Genomic DNA, 14731 nt, shown 5'->3' with positions numbered 1-14731 from the left:
CCAACTGAAGGAGGTACCTTTTATGAAACCTGCCATTGTGATGCAGACCGATTTTACCAAGGGAATGGCGACCTGTACCATGGACGGCGTCATCCAGTCCATCGACCCCACCCTGCGCACCTTTGACTGCTGCCACGACATCGAGCCCTTCAACACCTATCAGGCCTCCATCAGCCTGAACTATGTGGTCCCCTTCTGGCCGGCCGGCACCATCTTCGTGTCGGTGGTGGACCCCGGCGTGGGCACCGACCGCCGGGCCTGTGTGGCTAAGCTGAAGAACGGCTCCTATGTGGTCACCCCGGACAACGGCACCCTGACCCATCTGAAGAAATTCGTGGGGATCGAGACGGTCCGTGTCATCGACGAGACCAAAAACCGCCTGGAGACTACCCGCGAGGTGCAGATCTTCCACGGCCGGGATCTGTTCGCCTACTGCGCCGCCAAGCTGGCCGCCGGCATCATCGACTATGCCGGGGTGGGACCGGCCTACCCGGTGGAGGAGATCGTGGAGCATGAGATGGTGGAGCCCCGGGTGGAAGGGGACACCGTCCGTGGCATGATCGAGAGCTCCGCGCGCAATTTCGGCCTGGTGGATTCCAACATCCCCTATGCCATGTTTGAGCAGATCCAGGTCCGCCACGGCGACCGGGTGGAGTGCGTCGTCTGCTGCCGGGACCGGGAGGTGTACCGGGCGGAGATGGCCTATGTGCCCAGCTTCGGATATGTCCCGGAGGGAGAGCCCCTGGTCATGATCAGCGAGAGCAAGCATCTTCAGATCGCCAAGAACCTGCGCAACATTTCGGTGGAATATGACATCGGCAGCGGACCGGACTGGACGATCTGCTTCCGCAAGCGGTAAGGAGGGACCCAGATCATGAAGCACTGTGTGGTTATGCAGTCTGATTTCGGCATCGACAGCGGCCTGGTCGCGTCCATGCACGGAGTGTGCAAGCGGGTGGACCCCACCTTGGAGATCCACGACCTGACCCATCTGGTCCCGCCCTTCGACATTACCGCCGCGTCGGAGTATCTGCAATACACCATCCCCTGCTGGCCGGAGGGGACGGTGTTCGTGTCGGTGGTGGACCCCGGTGTGGGCACTGACCGCCGCGCCTGTGTGGCCAAGACCAAAAACGGCTACTACATCGTGACCCCGGACAACGGGACCCTGACCATGGTCCAGGAATTCTACGGCATCGAGGAAGTCCGGCAGATCGATGAGAGCCGGCACTACTACCACGGCGCGGAGTTCGTGAATATCTTCCACGGCCGGGATATGTTCGCCTACTGCGCGGCCAAGCTGGCCGCCGGGATCATCACCTTTGAGGAGGTGGGCCCCGCCTATCCGGTGGAGGAGATCGTGCGGCATAAGCTCTACCCCCACGAGGTGGGCGACGGCGTGGTGCGGGGCGTGGCCTTCGGCACCAGCGGCAACCATGAGAACGGCTTCGGCATCCTGGCCACCAACATCCCCAACCGCGCCTTCGTGGAGACCGGAATTTCCTTCGGTCAGAAGGTGCATGTGTGCCTGACGCTGGACGGCGCGGTGGCCTATGAGGCCGATATGGTGTACCACAAGGCCTTCGGCTTCGTCCCCGTGGGCGCGCCCATCCTCTATCAGGAGATGAACTCCTTCCTGGGGATCGCCCTCAACCAGGGGAATTTCTGCCGCACCTACGCGATCCAGGGCGGCAGCGTCTACGACCTGGAGATCCGCTGGTAAGCGGCAGTTCATACCACAGGAACAAAGCGCCTCCCCGTTCAGCGGGGAGGCGCTTTCTTGCATAGACCGTGCGGCCTCATCAAACGCAGAAGTTCAGTCAAAGCTTGCAATGGGTTTGGCACAAGAGTAGAATAAAAACGCAACGGCACGAACTACGATTTTTCCTTTTCCAGCACAAACGGATTTCAAGGAGGAAATGCGCATGTCGATCTCATTGCCCGAACATTTTTCCGAGTTTGCCGAGGCGCGGCAGCAGGGCTTTCTGGCCGTCAAGGAGCTGAAGGAGAGCGGTAAAAAGGTGTGCGGCACGTTCTGCCAGTACACCCCCGCCGAGATCATCCTGGCGGCCGGGCTCTATTCGGTGGGCCTGTGCGGCAAGAGCGCCGCACCCATCAAGACGGCCGAGACCCGCCTGCCCGCCAATCTCTGCCCCCTCATCAAGGCCAGCTATGGGCATGCCCTGGAGGACAGCTGCCCGTACGCATATTTCTCCGACATCGTGGTGGGAGAGACCACCTGTGACGGGAAAAAGAAAATGTATGAGCTGCTGGGGGAGCTCAAACCCATGCAGGTCATCCATCTGCCCAACCTGCCCGACTATGAGCGCTCCCTGGACATGTGGATCACCGAGCTGCGGGCCTTTACCCGGGGACTGGAAGAATTCACCGGCGAGGAGATCACTGAGGACAAGCTGAACGAGGCCATCGAGTGGTGCAACAAGGAGCGGGTCCAGGCCGCCCGCATTTACGAACTGGGCAAATACGATCCTCCGGCCATCACCGGCACGCATATGCGGGACGTGATGGAGGGAGAGCAGTACATCTTTGACCGGCATCGGAAATATGAGAAGCTGAAGGAGATCCTGGACCAGTGCGAGGCCGACTGGCACGCCGGGCAGGGGCCCTTCGCCCCGGACCCCTGCCGCCCCCGTATCATCATTTCCGGTGCGGGCCTGGGCGGCGTGGCGGAAAAGACCGTCAATGTGCTGGAGGAACTGGGCGGCGCCATCGTCTGCTATGAGGGGTGCAGCGGCATTTCCTCCCGCCGCCGCCTGGTGTCTGAGGACCGCAGCCGGGATCCCATCGTCCGCATCGCGGAAAAATACATCGAGGTGCCCTGCGCCGTGGTATCTCCCAATACCCGTCGTATGGAGCAGGTGGCCGATACCATCGATGAGTGGAAGGCCGACGGCGTAGTCAGCCTGACGCTGCACTCCTGCAACCCCTTCGCCATCGAGACCGAGAACATCCGCCGGGTCTGTCAGCGCAAAGGCATTCCCCTCCTTCACATCGAGACGGACTTCACACCCGGAGACGAGGGGCAGATCCGCACCCGTATCGAGGCCTATCTGGAGATGATCCGCAAGAAAAAGGAGGAGGCGCTCTATGGATAAGCAGCAGCTGAAGCAGATCATCGACCGGTGCCATCAGCGGGGGCAGCGGGTGGCGGTCCACTTCTGTTCCCATGTGCCGGAGGAAGTACTGACCGCGGCCGGCTTCGCCGTGATCCGTCTGACCCATCTGGAGGATGTGGCGGATATCTCGCCCCGGGCACTGCCTGGCAACCTCTGCCCCGTCGTGAAGGAGTGTTACAGCATCTGTGAAGACCCCGTGCTGAAGGACGTGGATCTCATCCTCACTGAGAGCTCCTGTGACGGCAAGAAAAAGATGTACGAGCTCATCACCCCTCAGGAGAAGCTCTGGTACTATCAGGTGGCCCAGGGGAGCGACCGGGCGTATGTGGCGCCTCTGATCCGCTCGGAGCTGGGCTACCTGATCCGCATGCTCCAAGACCGTTTTGGCGCCCAGGTCACGGAGGAGGGGCTGCGGGAGGCGGCCCGGCAGGCCAATGCCGAGCGGGAGAGCGTCATGGAGCTGATGGCGCTCCAGAAGGCGGAGCCGCCGGCCGTGTGGGGCGCGCAGCTCTACGAGGCCTGGCGCACCGCCCAGGCCAACCCCACCTGCGAGGAGCGGACCGCGGCCTACCGGCAGCAGCGGGAGCGGCTGGCATCGGCGGAGCACACGGTGCCTGCCGACGCGAAACGCATCCTGCTCACCGGCTGCCCTCTGGGCGGCGTATACCGCAAGGTCCTTCAGGCCGTGGAGGAAAACGACGGCGTGGTGGTCTGCTTTGAGAACTGTGAGCTGGCCAAGTCCAGCGTGCGCCATACGGACACCGAGGCGGAGGATCTTGTGGGTGCCCTGGCCGAGTGCTACCGAAACACGGCCTGTGCCATCATGGCCCCCAATGATCTGCGCTTTGCCCTTTTGCTGCGCCTGGCGGAGGAATACCGCGTGGATGGGATCCTGGACCTCACCTTGCAGACCTGCCACGCCTACACGGTGGAGCGGGACAAGCTGAGCCGCTTCTGCCGGCAGCACGATCTGCCCTACATGGCGGTGGAGACCAGCGCCGGCGACTCGGATGTCGGCCAGCTCAAGACCCGCATCGCCGCGTTTCTTGAAATGCTGTGACGGCTCCTGAAATGGGAGAAGGAGAATAGAGAGCCCCCGGTCCACTTGGTGGACCGGGGGCTTATTCTGTGTATTCCGGGCGCGGGAGGGGGGACTTAGTCCTCCTGAGCCAGGGTGGTCTCCGCCGCCAGCTTCAGAAGCTGCCGGAATTCCGCCCGCTGATCTTCGGTCATCTGCTGGGTCATGCGCTGGAAGCATACGTCCATCTGTTCCCGGACAAAGGGGTGTACCTCCAGAGCGCGGTCGGTGGGGCGGATGTCATAGGTCCGCTTGTCCCGGGCGTTGGTGGTGCGCATGAGGAATCCCGTCTCCTCCAGCTTGGTGACGGTCTTGGCGATGACGCTCTTATCGAGGCCCAGCCGCTTGGTGATCTCGTCCTGGGTCAGGGCGTGATAGTCGCAGACGATGCAGATGACCACCGCCTGTGCCGCGGTCAGGCCATATTGGGCACAGCTGTTGTTGAGCCAGATGTGCGATTTTCGGTGCAGGATGGAAATGGCCTTCAAGGCGCTGTCCATAGTATGTTCCACGGCCCGAGCCTCCTTTGTGTGCTGAGACCATTATAGTGCAGAGGCCCGACTTTTGCAAATGCCATCTGGTGGCAGATGCAACAAGTTGTTGACGGGCGTTTAACGGTGTGCTATATTGGAATAGTGGCAATTGCCACTATTTTTATTTTGGAGAAACGAAGGAGTTATATTGGTATGGAACAATCCGAAAAAATCTGGAATTGGAGATTTGTGCTCCTGTTTATCACAAATCTGCTGGTCCTGGCGGCGTTTTACGCCTCCATCCCCCTGATCCCGGTGTACTGTCAGGAGATCGGCATCACTGGCTCCCGGGTGGGCATCGTCCTCACCGCGATGTCCGTCGCCACTGTCCTCTTCCGGCCGGTGGCGGGCTACCTGCTGGATAACTTCAACCGCTATCACGTGTATCTGCTCTTTCTGACCCTCTTCTGCCTGTCGTTCCCCGCCTTTCTGGCCTTTCCGGTGTTCGGCCTGCTGATCGTGGTGCGGCTGTACATGGGCGTGGTGTACTCGGTGTGCGGCTCGGCCACCATGACTCTGGCCGGTGACGTGCTGCCGCCCGCCAAGGTGACCGAGGGCATCAGCCGCTTCGCCTTCACCGTGTCCATCGGCATGGCGGTGGGGCCCTTTGTGGGGCTCCAGGTGCAGAGCCGCTTGAGCAGCAAGGCCTCCTTCCTGACCGTGTTCGGCATCACGGTGGCGGCGCTGATTTGCGTGTCCTGCTGCCGGATGAAGTACCCCAAGGTGGAGCGGAAGAAGTTCTCCCTCAAGGACTCCATCCACGGGCCCGCTCTGCCCTTCATGTTCAACATGATGTTTCTGATGATCCCCTACGGCGCGGTCATCGCCTATTCCTCCATCCTGGCCCAGGAGAAGGGCATCATGGGCTACCTGCCGTATTTCTACATCTGCCTGGTGGCGGGGATGCTGCTCTCCAAGCTGTCTACGCAGAAGGCCATCGACGCCGGAAAGCACCGCCCGCTGGTCTTTGCCAGCCTGGTGGTCCTGATCCTCACCATGGTCAGCTTCCTCTTCCTGAACACCGGTGTACACCTGCTGGCCGCCGGATTCTTCTTCGGCCTGGGCTATGGCATTTTGCAGCCCCTGTTCCAGTCCTTCGTCACCGGCACCACCCCCGGCCCCAAGCGCGGCGTGGCCAACTCCACCTATATGCTTTCCTATGACATCGGCATCGGCATCGGCTCCCTGCTCATGGGCTTCATGCAGGAGTCCATGGGCCTGACCCGGGGCTTTGCCCTCACGGCCATCGCCTATGTGGTGGACGCCATCGTCTATGTGACCTACGTGGACGGCTACTACCACCGGCTGCGGATGCCCGAGCGGCGCTGATCGGCGCCTTCCGGCCCCCGCAACAGATCGTTGCGGGCCGGAAAGGCCCTTGCCACGCAGCATTGCTTTTCAAATCCCCCGTTTTCTGTTATGGTTACCTTGCGAAGGAACAACAGAAAAGGGGGATCTTTTTATGAAGGAAGCCAATTCCTTTGGGACACGGCTGGCTCAGCTGCGCCGGGAGGCCGGACTGTCCCAGCAGGCCCTGGCCGACCGCCTCTCGGTCACCCGCCAGGCGGTCTCCAACTGGGAGCGGGACCAGACCCTCCCCGACCTGGAGATGCTGCGCGCCATCGCCCAGGCCTTGGGGACCGATCTGAACACGCTGAGCGGCAGCGGCGCCCCGGTCCGCCGGCGGAGGTATGGGAAGAAAGCAGTGGTGTTTCCGGCGGTCCTGGTGTGCTGCGTGCTCTGCGCGGCGGTGGGGTGGCGGCTGACCCACCGCCCGGCGGAGACGGCAGAGGTGAGCACTCCGGCCCCTCACAAGATCCAATATGTCACGGCGGACGGCGTGACGGTGACCACCGCCGCGGACGGCTGGGAAGAGTTACGAGAGGCGCTGGCCGCCCTTCCTGAACCGGAGCCGGGACCGGTGGAACCCTCGGCTCAACTGCGGGATACCTTCGTCTATGTCGCTTCACAGTACGAACTCCGGTTCGTACCCGGATTCGACCCCGAGACCGGCACATTCACCTCCTGGGAAGAGGTGCTCTACTGGCTCTACAAGGCGGGGATCAGCGGCGGCGGCGTCCTGACGGAGGAGCAGGTGGATGCCGCCCTCACCCGGTTCTTCGGTACCGGGCTGACCTATGAGCACCAGACCACCGGGCACTTTACACGCACCGGGGAGGGCTATGTCCCGGAAGGGGTGAGCAGCGACGCGGGCGGCCCGTACACCCTGGATTCCCTTGTCTGTCTGGAGCCGGGGGTCTATGAGGCGGTCCTCCGGGAGGAGGACGGGCCCACCATCACCCTGACGCTGGAGGAGGGGGAGACCCTGCTCCTGCGGGCAGTGACGCGGACGGAGGCGTAAGCAGGGGCCTCTTGCTATTTATCGAACGTGATATTATAATTCCTTTCAAGAACGGCCGCAGAAGGCCGTGAGAAAGGGTGAACAAGCATGTCGCAGGAGAGAACGGTCTGGACCCGCCAGCACCCCGCCGTGCTGGAGGAATTGGAGCGCACCGGGCGCTACCTCACCCGGGAAGAGGCGATACGGGCCAAAAACGGGGATATGGCCGACTTTTATCTGGAGCTCTACCGCTGGTATGCCAGGGCGGGGGAGCGCTACGTGCCCCGCCCCGCCGACGCGCAGTACCCGGTGTGGGTGTCGCTGAGCCAGGACAGCATGCTCCAGCCGGTGGAGGGCACGGTGGTGCTGACGCTGTCGGTGCCGGAGGACGCGCTGCTTATCACCGATATGGAGCGCTGGGGCTATCGGGTGAACCAGTGGTACATCCCGCTGGACGCGGAGGACGAGAAGCGTCACAATGCCGAGCTGGAGCGCTACGGCATCGCCAGCGAGGGGGCCCTCATCGACTCGGACAAAGGGAATTTCTACCCCCTGCTCCGGAGCAAGATCATCAAGAGCTGGGACCGGCTCTTCACTTGCCCGCCCCGGCCGGGGGATATGGCCCAGGCCACGCTGTGGGAGCTGAAGCATGAGTGGCTGCGGGAGGTGGTCTGGGGATGAGCGGAGCGACCATGACGCTCTGGACCGCCCAGAGCCCCATCGTCCTGGAGACCCTGGAGCGGGAGGGGATCTACCGGGTGCGCCGGGCCTTTGTGGAGCAGAAATACGGCCGGAGCGGCTGGAATTTCTCGGCCGCCTACGGCTTCTTCGTCCGACAGGCCCGTTCGATCCTCCCGCCGCCGGAGGGGGCCGAGTCCCCGGTGTGGTGCTGGCCCGACCCGCGCTGGGTGGGGCTGGAGGGGGACTGCGCCCTGCTGCGCCTCACCGTGCCGGAGGAGCAGGTCCTCCTCTTCGACGCCCGGCGGTGGAACGCGGTGCTGAACCTGTCCTACCTGCCCCGGAGCGAGGAGGACAGAGCCGCCTTTGACCGGGAGCTGGAGCGCCAGGGCGTGAAAGACCCCCTGGACTTATTCCGTACTCCGTTCTACCCCCAGCTGCGCCGCCGGGTGGAGGAGAGCTGGAAGGGGCTCTTCGACCCGCCGGAGGAGGGCTATGCCCAGGCCGCCGTGTGGGAGCTGCGGCGGGAGTGGGTGGAGCGCTGCTCCTGAGTGCGAAAAAAGCTGCATAGTGCGAAAAAAACACCCTGCCGGGTTTTGACCCGGCAGGGTGTTTTTTATTCCCGTTCCATCAGCGCGCTGATGTAACACTGGTGGCGCTCGATGAGGGCGGTGCTGTCCACCTCATCGCCGTAGCGCATCTTTTCCTCCAGCAGGACCTGGAAGCAGTGGACGATGATCTCGTTCCAGACTTCCACCTGTCCGGCGGGGACCATGCCGCACTCCACCAGGGGCTTCATGATGCTCATGTTTCGCTGAAGGATGGAGCCGTGCTGGAGCATGTCCTGGACGATGGGGTCGGTGTCCTGGAGCTCATCGGGGAAAATTTCGTAGTAGACCCGGATGATCTCTTCCAGATCGTCCCGGTATCGGCCGAAAAAGAGGCGGTAGAAGGCGTCCGGATGCCGAAAAGCCGAGTCGCAGAAGAACTCCCAGGTGGCGCGGAAGCGGAGATAGGGGTCCCGCAGCTCGGTGATATACACCGCCAGGCGGTGGTTGTACTCCTGGAAATACTTCATGGAGGCGTACATGATCAGGTGATCCTGGTCGCTGAAGTAGTGATAAAGCGTGGAGCTCTTAAACCCGGCCAGCTCGGCCACCTGGCGGATAGTGACGGCGTTGACACCCTTTTCTTCCATGATCTGGTTCGCTGCCGTGATGAAACGTGCGAAAATTTGCTTGCGTTCTTCGGGACTATACGGGTGCCGCGCCATGCTCTCACTCCTCTCCAGGCGTTTTCTTATCGCGATTTTATTATATTTTACCCTAATTTTGGGAAAACGTCAACCGATTTGTACAAAATAGACAATGGTGACGAAAACAGCCGCCGTTTATGCCGGATTTTCGATAAAATTTCCTTGACATTCTTCGAACGTGATAATAGAATCATGTTCGAAGAATAAACCGCGACATGAATTTCGCAACCGTGAAATTCACATCATACCGGAAAGGAAGGAAGTTTGCTTATGAAACTGGAGATCGGCAATTTCCATGTCACCGACGTCCAATTCGGCTCGGAGACAGCATTCCGCAATGGTCTGCTGACCATCGACAAGGAGGCGGCCATCGCCTACCTGCGCGCGGAAGATGAGCACATCACCGACCTGGACCTGGTCATCGCCCGTCCCGGCGACGACACCCGCATCTGCCCCGTGAAGGAGGCCGTGGAGCCCCGCGTCCGTCCTGACGGCCGCAGCGTGTTCCCCGGCGTCACCGGTGAGGTCTGCCCCGCCGGTCAGGGCCGTGTCCACGCCCTGAAGGGCTGCAGCGTGCTGGCCGTGGGCAAGCACTGGGGCTCCTTCGGCGACGGCCTCATCGACATGGGCGGCGAGGGCGCCAAGTACACCCTCTTCTCCAAGCTCATCAACGTGTGCATGGTCATGGACACCGATGAGGAGTTCGAGCGCTACGAGCAGCAGAAGAAGAACCACGCCATCCGCTGGGCCGCTCACCGTCTGGCGGAGTACATCGGCCAGGCCGTGAAGGACCTGGAGCCCGAGGACGTGGAGGAGTTCGACTTCACCCCCGTCACCCAGCGGGAGAAGAACGGCCTGCCCAACGTGGTGCTGGTCATGCAGCCCCAGTCCCAGATGGAAGAGCTGGGCTACAACGACCTGCTGTACGGCTGGGACATGAACAAGTACCTGCCTTCCTTCGTCAGCCCCACCGAGGTGCTGGACGGCGCCATCATCTCCGGCTCCTTCATGCCCTGCTCCTCCAAGTGGTGCACTTACGACTTCCAGAACTTCCCCACCATCCGCGAGCTGATGGCCGAGGACGGCAAGTCCTTCAACTTCATCGGCGTCATCATGTCCAACCTGAACGTGGCCCTGGACCAGAAGGAGCGCGCCGCCGTTATGGTGTCCAACATGGCGCTCAACCTGGGCGCCGACGGCGCCATCGTCACCGAGGAAGGCTACGGCAACCCCGACGCCGACTACGTCCGCTGCATCGTGGCCCTGGAGGACGTGGGCGTCAAGGTGGTCGGCATCTCCAACGAGTGCACCGGCCGTGACGGCCGCTCTCAGCCCCTGGTGACCCTGGACGAGAAGTGCAACGCCCTGGTCTCCACCGGCAACGTCTCCGAGCTCATCGAGCTGCCCCCCTGCGCCACCGTCATCGGCGAGCTGCAGGCCCTGGCCCGCGACGGCCTGTCCGGCGGATGGGCCGGCGACGAGATCCTCGGGCCCTCTGTCCGTCCCGACGGCTCCATCATCATGGAGAACAACTCCATGTTCTGCGGCGATCAGATCGCCGGCTGGTCCCCCAAGACCATGCTTGAATTTTAACGAAGGAGGGGAACGCACATGAAAATCATCCACTACATCAACCAGTTCTTTGCCGGCATCGGCGGCGAGGATCAGGCGGACCAGGCCCCCTTCATCAAGGCCGAGCTCATCGGTCCCGCCGTGGCCCTCAACGCCATGGTGAAGGCCAACGGCGGCGAGGTGACCCACACCATCGTCTGCGGCGATAACTTCATGGGCTCCAAGACCGACGAGGCGGTGGAGACCATCCTGGGCTTCCTGGCCGACAAGGAGTTCGACCTCTTCGTGGCTGGCCCCGCCTTCCAGGCTGGCCGCTACGGCTTCGCCTGCGGCACCATCTGTAAGGCTGTCCACGAGAAGTACGGTGTGCCGGTGCTCACCTCCATGCACGTGGAGAACCCCGGCGTGGAGATGTTCCACAAGGAGATGCCCATCTTCATCGGCGGCAAGTCCGCGGCCAAGATGAAGGGCGACGTGCAGCTCATCGCCGACTACATCAACAAGGACCTGACCGGTCAGCCCCACACCGGCGCGGTCGCTGAGAAGTTCTTCCCCCGCGGCGTGCGCCATCAGGCGTGGCTGGCCGACGGCAAGACTGCGGCCCGCCGCGGCGTGGAGATGCTCATCAAGAAGCTGAATGGTGAGCCCTATCAGACCGAGCTGGTCATCCCCGCCAAGGATCTGGTGCCCATCGCCCCCGCCATTAAGGACCTGAGCAAGGCCCGCATCGCCCTGTGCACCACCGGCGGCATCGTCCCCGTGGACAACCCCGACCACATCCAGTCCGCCTCCGCCACCCGCTGGGGACGCTACGACATCTCCGGCATGGATCGCCTGGAGAGCGGTGTGTTCAAGACCATCCACGCCGGCTTCGACCCCGCTGCCGCCAACGCCGACCCCAACGTCATCGTGCCTCTGGACGCCATGCGCGCCTATGAGAAGGAGGGCAAGTTCGGCTCCCTGCATCCCTACTTCTACTCCACCGTGGGTACCGGCACCACCGAGGCTGAGGCCCGCCGGATGGCCAAGGAGATCATCCCGCTCCTCAAGCAGGACAAGGTCGACGCCATCATCATGGGCTCCACGTGAGGCACCTGCACTCGTTGCGGTGCAACGATGGTGAAAGAGTTCGAGCGCGCTGGCTTTACCATTGTCCAGATGTGCAACCTGATCCCCGTGGCCTCTACCGTGGGCGCCAACCGTATGGTCCCCACCATCTCCATCCCCTATCCTCTGGGCGATCCCAACACCTCCAAGGAAGAGCAGTGGAAGCTGCGCTACTACCGTGTGGGTGTGGCTCTGGACGCCCTGGCCACCGACATCACCGAGCAGACGGTGTTCAAGGTGAAAAACTGATCGGCGGCGCGCCCTGTTCCCGGCTGGGAGGCGCGGCGTAACTGGATCAAAAGCGGCGGCTGGGATTCCCAGCCGCCGCTTTTTGAGTAATCATGGTTAAAATTTGTGAGGGGGTAGCGTATGAACAAGCAAAATTCTAGGAACACCACCTACATCATTTCCGTCATCATCACCACTGCCCTGGTGTTGTGGGCCGTGGTCTCGGGCAGCACCTTTGAGGCGGCGGCCAACGCCGCGTTCAGCTTCCTGGGCGGCAACTTCTCCTGGTTCTACATGCTGGCCATGACCAGCTTCGTGGTCTTTGCCATTTGGATCGGCTTCTTCAGCAAGTTCAAGAACATCCGCCTGGGTCCCGACGACTCCCGGCCGGAATACAGCAACGTCTCTTGGTTCGGTATGCTCTTCTCCGCCGGCATGGGCATCGGTCTGGTGTTCTGGGGCGTGGCGGAGCCCATGAACTTCTGGGTGGCGCCTCCCGACGCCGTCCCCGGCAGCGCCGAGGCTGCCAGCTTCGCCTTCCAGAAGGCCTTCCTCCACTGGGGCCTCCACCCCTGGGCCGGCTACTGCGTGCTGGGCCTGGGCATGGCTTACTTCCAGTTCCGCAAGGGCAAGCCCGGCCTGGTCAGCTCCGTGTTCACCCCGCTGCTGGGTGAGAAGGGCGTCAATGGCCCTGTGGGCAAGCTGATCGACATCCTGGCCATCTTTGCCACCGCCGGCGGCATCGCCACCTCCCTGGGCCTGGGCGCCATGCAGATCAACTCCGGCCTGAACAAGGTCTTTGGCGTGCCCGAGAACAAGGTGGCCGTGTTCGTTATCGTGGCCGTCATCACCGTCATCTACATCTGGACCGCTGTGGCCGGTGTGGATAAGGGCATCAAGAAGGTCTGTGACATGAACGTGGTGGTAGCTGGTCTGCTGATGCTGATCTGCCTGGCCATCGGCCCCACCGTGGACATCCTCTGCAACCTGGTGGAGGGCACCGGTAACTACGTCCAGAGCCTGCCCTCCAGCGCCATGGCCGTGGGCGCCTTCTCCGAGAATCCCAGCTGGTACAGCGCCTGGACCGTGTTCTACTGGGCCTGGTGGATCGCCTGGGCTCCCTTCTCCGGCCTGTTCATCGCCCGCATCTCCAAGGGCCGCACCATCAAGGAGTTTGTGGCTGGCGTTCTGCTCCTGCCTGCCGGCGCCTCCTTCGTGTGGTTCGCCATCTTCGGCACCATGGGCATCAATGTGGGCGAGAAGGTCGGCGTCGAGGCCGCTGCCGAGATCGCTTCCAACACTTCCACCGCTCTGTTCTCCGTGCTGGAGCACTATCCGCTGACCACCATCCTGTCCGTCATCGTGGTGGTGCTGCTGTGCACCTTCTTCATCACCTCCGCCAACTCCGCCACTTACGTGCTGGGCATGCTCAGCTCCGAGGGCGACCTGAACCCCTCCAACAGCCGCAAGTTCATCTGGGGCGTGCTGCAGGCGGCTCTGGCTCTGGTGCTGATGCTCTGCACCGCCGAGGGACGCGGCCTGAACATGCTGCAGACCATGTCCATCGTCTCGGCGTTCCCCTTCGCCTTCATCCTGATCTTCACCATGGTCTCCATCGTCAAGGTGATGAGCCAGGACCCCGCTGTTCGGAAGAACTGATTCCTTCTCTTTTATTCTAGTGGCACACCGCCCCCGAGAGCTTCGGCTTTCGGGGGCGGTGTGTTTTGTCCCTCTTTTCAATAAAGGAGAACCGCCCTATTTCAGAAAGGAATTGGACAAAGCGGAGCGGTACCGGTATACTGAAAAATTAGGAGCTGAGCCGTATTGGAATACGGACCATATCGAAAGAGAGCGGGGGAGAGCCGATGGGCGAGATCCTTCTGATTTCCGGATTTTTGGGGGCGGGAAAGACCACCCTCATCCGGCACATTCTGGACATGGGAGCGGATGGGCCGCGGACGGCCCTGCTGGAGAATGAATTCGGCACGTGCAGCGTGGACGATCTGGTGCTCCAGCGCCCGGGGCTGGCCGTTCGGACGCTGGCGTCCGGGTGTATCTGCTGCTCCCTGGCCGGACCCTTTGAGAAAACCATCGGGGAGCTTGCCGAGACCGAGCGGCCGGAGCGGCTGCTCATCGAGCCATCCGGTGTAGCGGGGATGGGTGACCTGCTGCGGACCTGCCAGAACCTCCCGCCGGAGTGGGGGCTGGGGCCGGTGGCCGCCATCACCGTGGTGGATGCCGAGATGCACCCGGCCTATCGGGAGGATATGGGCACCTTCTACTTGGACCAGATTCGCCATGCCGGCGCTCTGGTGTGCAGCAAGCTGGACCTGATCTCCCCGGAGGAGGCCCGGGCGGTGTGCGCCTCCCTGGCGGAGGAGAACCCGGGGGCGGCCATTTTCGCCTGTCCCTGGGAGGAGCTGGACGTGCAGCTGCTGCTGGAAGAGGCCCGGGCCCGCACCGTGCCTCACAATTCAGCGCACACCCATCATCACCACGGCGGTGCGGTGTTCACCTCCCTGGCGCTCCACCTGGAGACGCCCCGGGACGAAGGGGAGTGGCAGCTCCTCCTCTCGGAGCTGGATGGCCCCGAGCTGGGCCGGGTGCTCCGGGCCAAGGGGTTCCTGCCGGGGGCTGATGGAATGTGGTATCAGGTAGACTATACCCCGGGGCGGGTGTGGCTCCACTCCGTGACCGGCGTGGAAGAGAGCCGTCTGGTGGTCATCGGCACGGCGCTGAACCGGGATAAGATCGCCGCGCTGCTGGAAGCGGACCGCGCATGATGGAAAAATAGGAAAAAGG

At 62.4% G+C, this 14731-nt stretch carries 14 protein-coding genes; 12 read left to right on the top strand and 2 right to left on the bottom strand.

Annotation, left to right across the window (positions count from 1 at the left end):
• Positions 1-22 precede the first annotated feature (22 nt).
• The 4 genes from B5G43_RS06175 (at position 23) to B5G43_RS06160 (ending at position 4197) form a co-directional block, all read left to right on the top strand.
• On the top strand, positions 23-859 hold the full coding sequence (locus tag B5G43_RS06175) for an SAM-dependent chlorinase/fluorinase (RefSeq protein WP_087259600.1): 837 nt from the start codon (positions 23-25) through the stop codon (positions 857-859).
• 15 nt (positions 860-874) lie between these two features.
• Positions 875-1723 carry an SAM-dependent chlorinase/fluorinase gene (locus tag B5G43_RS06170; protein ID WP_087259599.1) on the top strand — a complete coding sequence of 283 codons (849 nt, stop codon included), beginning with the start codon at positions 875-877 and terminating at the stop codon, positions 1721-1723.
• Between the two features lie 202 nt (positions 1724-1925).
• On the top strand, positions 1926-3116 hold the full coding sequence (locus tag B5G43_RS06165) for a double-cubane-cluster-containing anaerobic reductase (protein WP_158097371.1): 1191 nt from the start codon (positions 1926-1928) through the stop codon (positions 3114-3116).
• A complete protein-coding gene (locus B5G43_RS06160) occupies positions 3109-4197 on the top strand; it encodes a 2-hydroxyacyl-CoA dehydratase family protein (protein ID WP_087259597.1) in 1089 nt (362 codons plus the stop codon). The genes B5G43_RS06165 and B5G43_RS06160 overlap by 8 nt, the downstream gene beginning before the upstream one ends.
• Before the next feature lie 95 nt (positions 4198-4292).
• On the opposite strand, the gene B5G43_RS06155 is transcribed toward B5G43_RS06160, so the two are convergent.
• Positions 4293-4727 carry a MarR family transcriptional regulator gene (locus B5G43_RS06155; protein ID WP_242960484.1) on the bottom strand — a complete coding sequence of 145 codons (435 nt, stop codon included), beginning with the start codon at positions 4725-4727 and terminating at the stop codon, positions 4293-4295.
• Positions 4728-4901: 174 nt separating this feature from the next.
• Between B5G43_RS06155 and B5G43_RS06150 the strand changes: the two genes are divergently transcribed.
• The 4 genes from B5G43_RS06150 to B5G43_RS06135 all read left to right on the top strand — a co-directional run bounded on the left by B5G43_RS06150 (position 4902) and on the right by B5G43_RS06135 (position 8318).
• On the top strand, positions 4902-6077 hold the full coding sequence (locus B5G43_RS06150; protein WP_087259595.1) for an MFS transporter: 1176 nt from the start codon (positions 4902-4904) through the stop codon (positions 6075-6077).
• A 133-nt stretch (positions 6078-6210) separates the two neighbouring features.
• Positions 6211-7110, top strand: coding sequence for a helix-turn-helix transcriptional regulator (locus B5G43_RS06145; protein WP_087259594.1), 900 nt, complete (start codon positions 6211-6213; stop codon positions 7108-7110).
• Positions 7111-7197: 87 nt separating this feature from the next.
• A complete protein-coding gene (locus tag B5G43_RS06140; RefSeq protein WP_087259593.1) occupies positions 7198-7770 on the top strand; it encodes a DUF3841 domain-containing protein in 573 nt (190 codons plus the stop codon).
• Positions 7767-8318, top strand: a complete 552-nt coding sequence (locus B5G43_RS06135) for a DUF3841 domain-containing protein (RefSeq protein ID WP_087259592.1) — start codon at positions 7767-7769, stop codon at positions 8316-8318. The genes B5G43_RS06140 and B5G43_RS06135 overlap by 4 nt, the downstream gene beginning before the upstream one ends.
• A 65-nt stretch (positions 8319-8383) precedes the next feature.
• On the opposite strand, the gene B5G43_RS06130 is transcribed toward B5G43_RS06135, so the two are convergent.
• Positions 8384-9040: a TetR/AcrR family transcriptional regulator gene (locus B5G43_RS06130; RefSeq protein ID WP_087259591.1), complete on the bottom strand. Its 657-nt coding sequence runs from the start codon at positions 9038-9040 to the stop codon at positions 8384-8386.
• Positions 9041-9292: 252 nt separating this feature from the next.
• Between B5G43_RS06130 and B5G43_RS06125 the strand changes: the two genes are divergently transcribed.
• From B5G43_RS06125 to B5G43_RS06110, 4 genes are all read left to right on the top strand, one after another.
• Positions 9293-10615, top strand: coding sequence for a glycine/sarcosine/betaine reductase component B subunit (locus tag B5G43_RS06125; RefSeq protein WP_087259590.1), 1323 nt, complete (start codon positions 9293-9295; stop codon positions 10613-10615).
• Between the two features lie 18 nt (positions 10616-10633).
• Positions 10634-11950: a betaine reductase selenoprotein B gene (gene grdH, locus B5G43_RS06120; protein WP_087259589.1), complete on the top strand. Its 1317-nt coding sequence runs from the start codon at positions 10634-10636 to the stop codon at positions 11948-11950.
• A 120-nt stretch (positions 11951-12070) separates the two neighbouring features.
• Positions 12071-13588, top strand: a complete 1518-nt coding sequence (locus B5G43_RS06115; RefSeq protein ID WP_087259588.1) for a BCCT family transporter — start codon at positions 12071-12073, stop codon at positions 13586-13588.
• 206 nt (positions 13589-13794) lie between these two features.
• Positions 13795-14712: a GTP-binding protein gene (locus B5G43_RS06110; RefSeq protein ID WP_087259587.1), complete on the top strand. Its 918-nt coding sequence runs from the start codon at positions 13795-13797 to the stop codon at positions 14710-14712.
• Positions 14713-14731 lie beyond the last annotated feature (19 nt).

Origin of the sequence: Flavonifractor sp. An92 (assembly GCF_002159175.1) — a bacterium.
Lineage (GTDB): Bacteria > Bacillota > Clostridia > Oscillospirales > Oscillospiraceae > Pseudoflavonifractor_A.
Note: the sequence above shows the minus strand (reverse complement) of the source record. Positions and strands in the feature narration are given on the sequence as shown.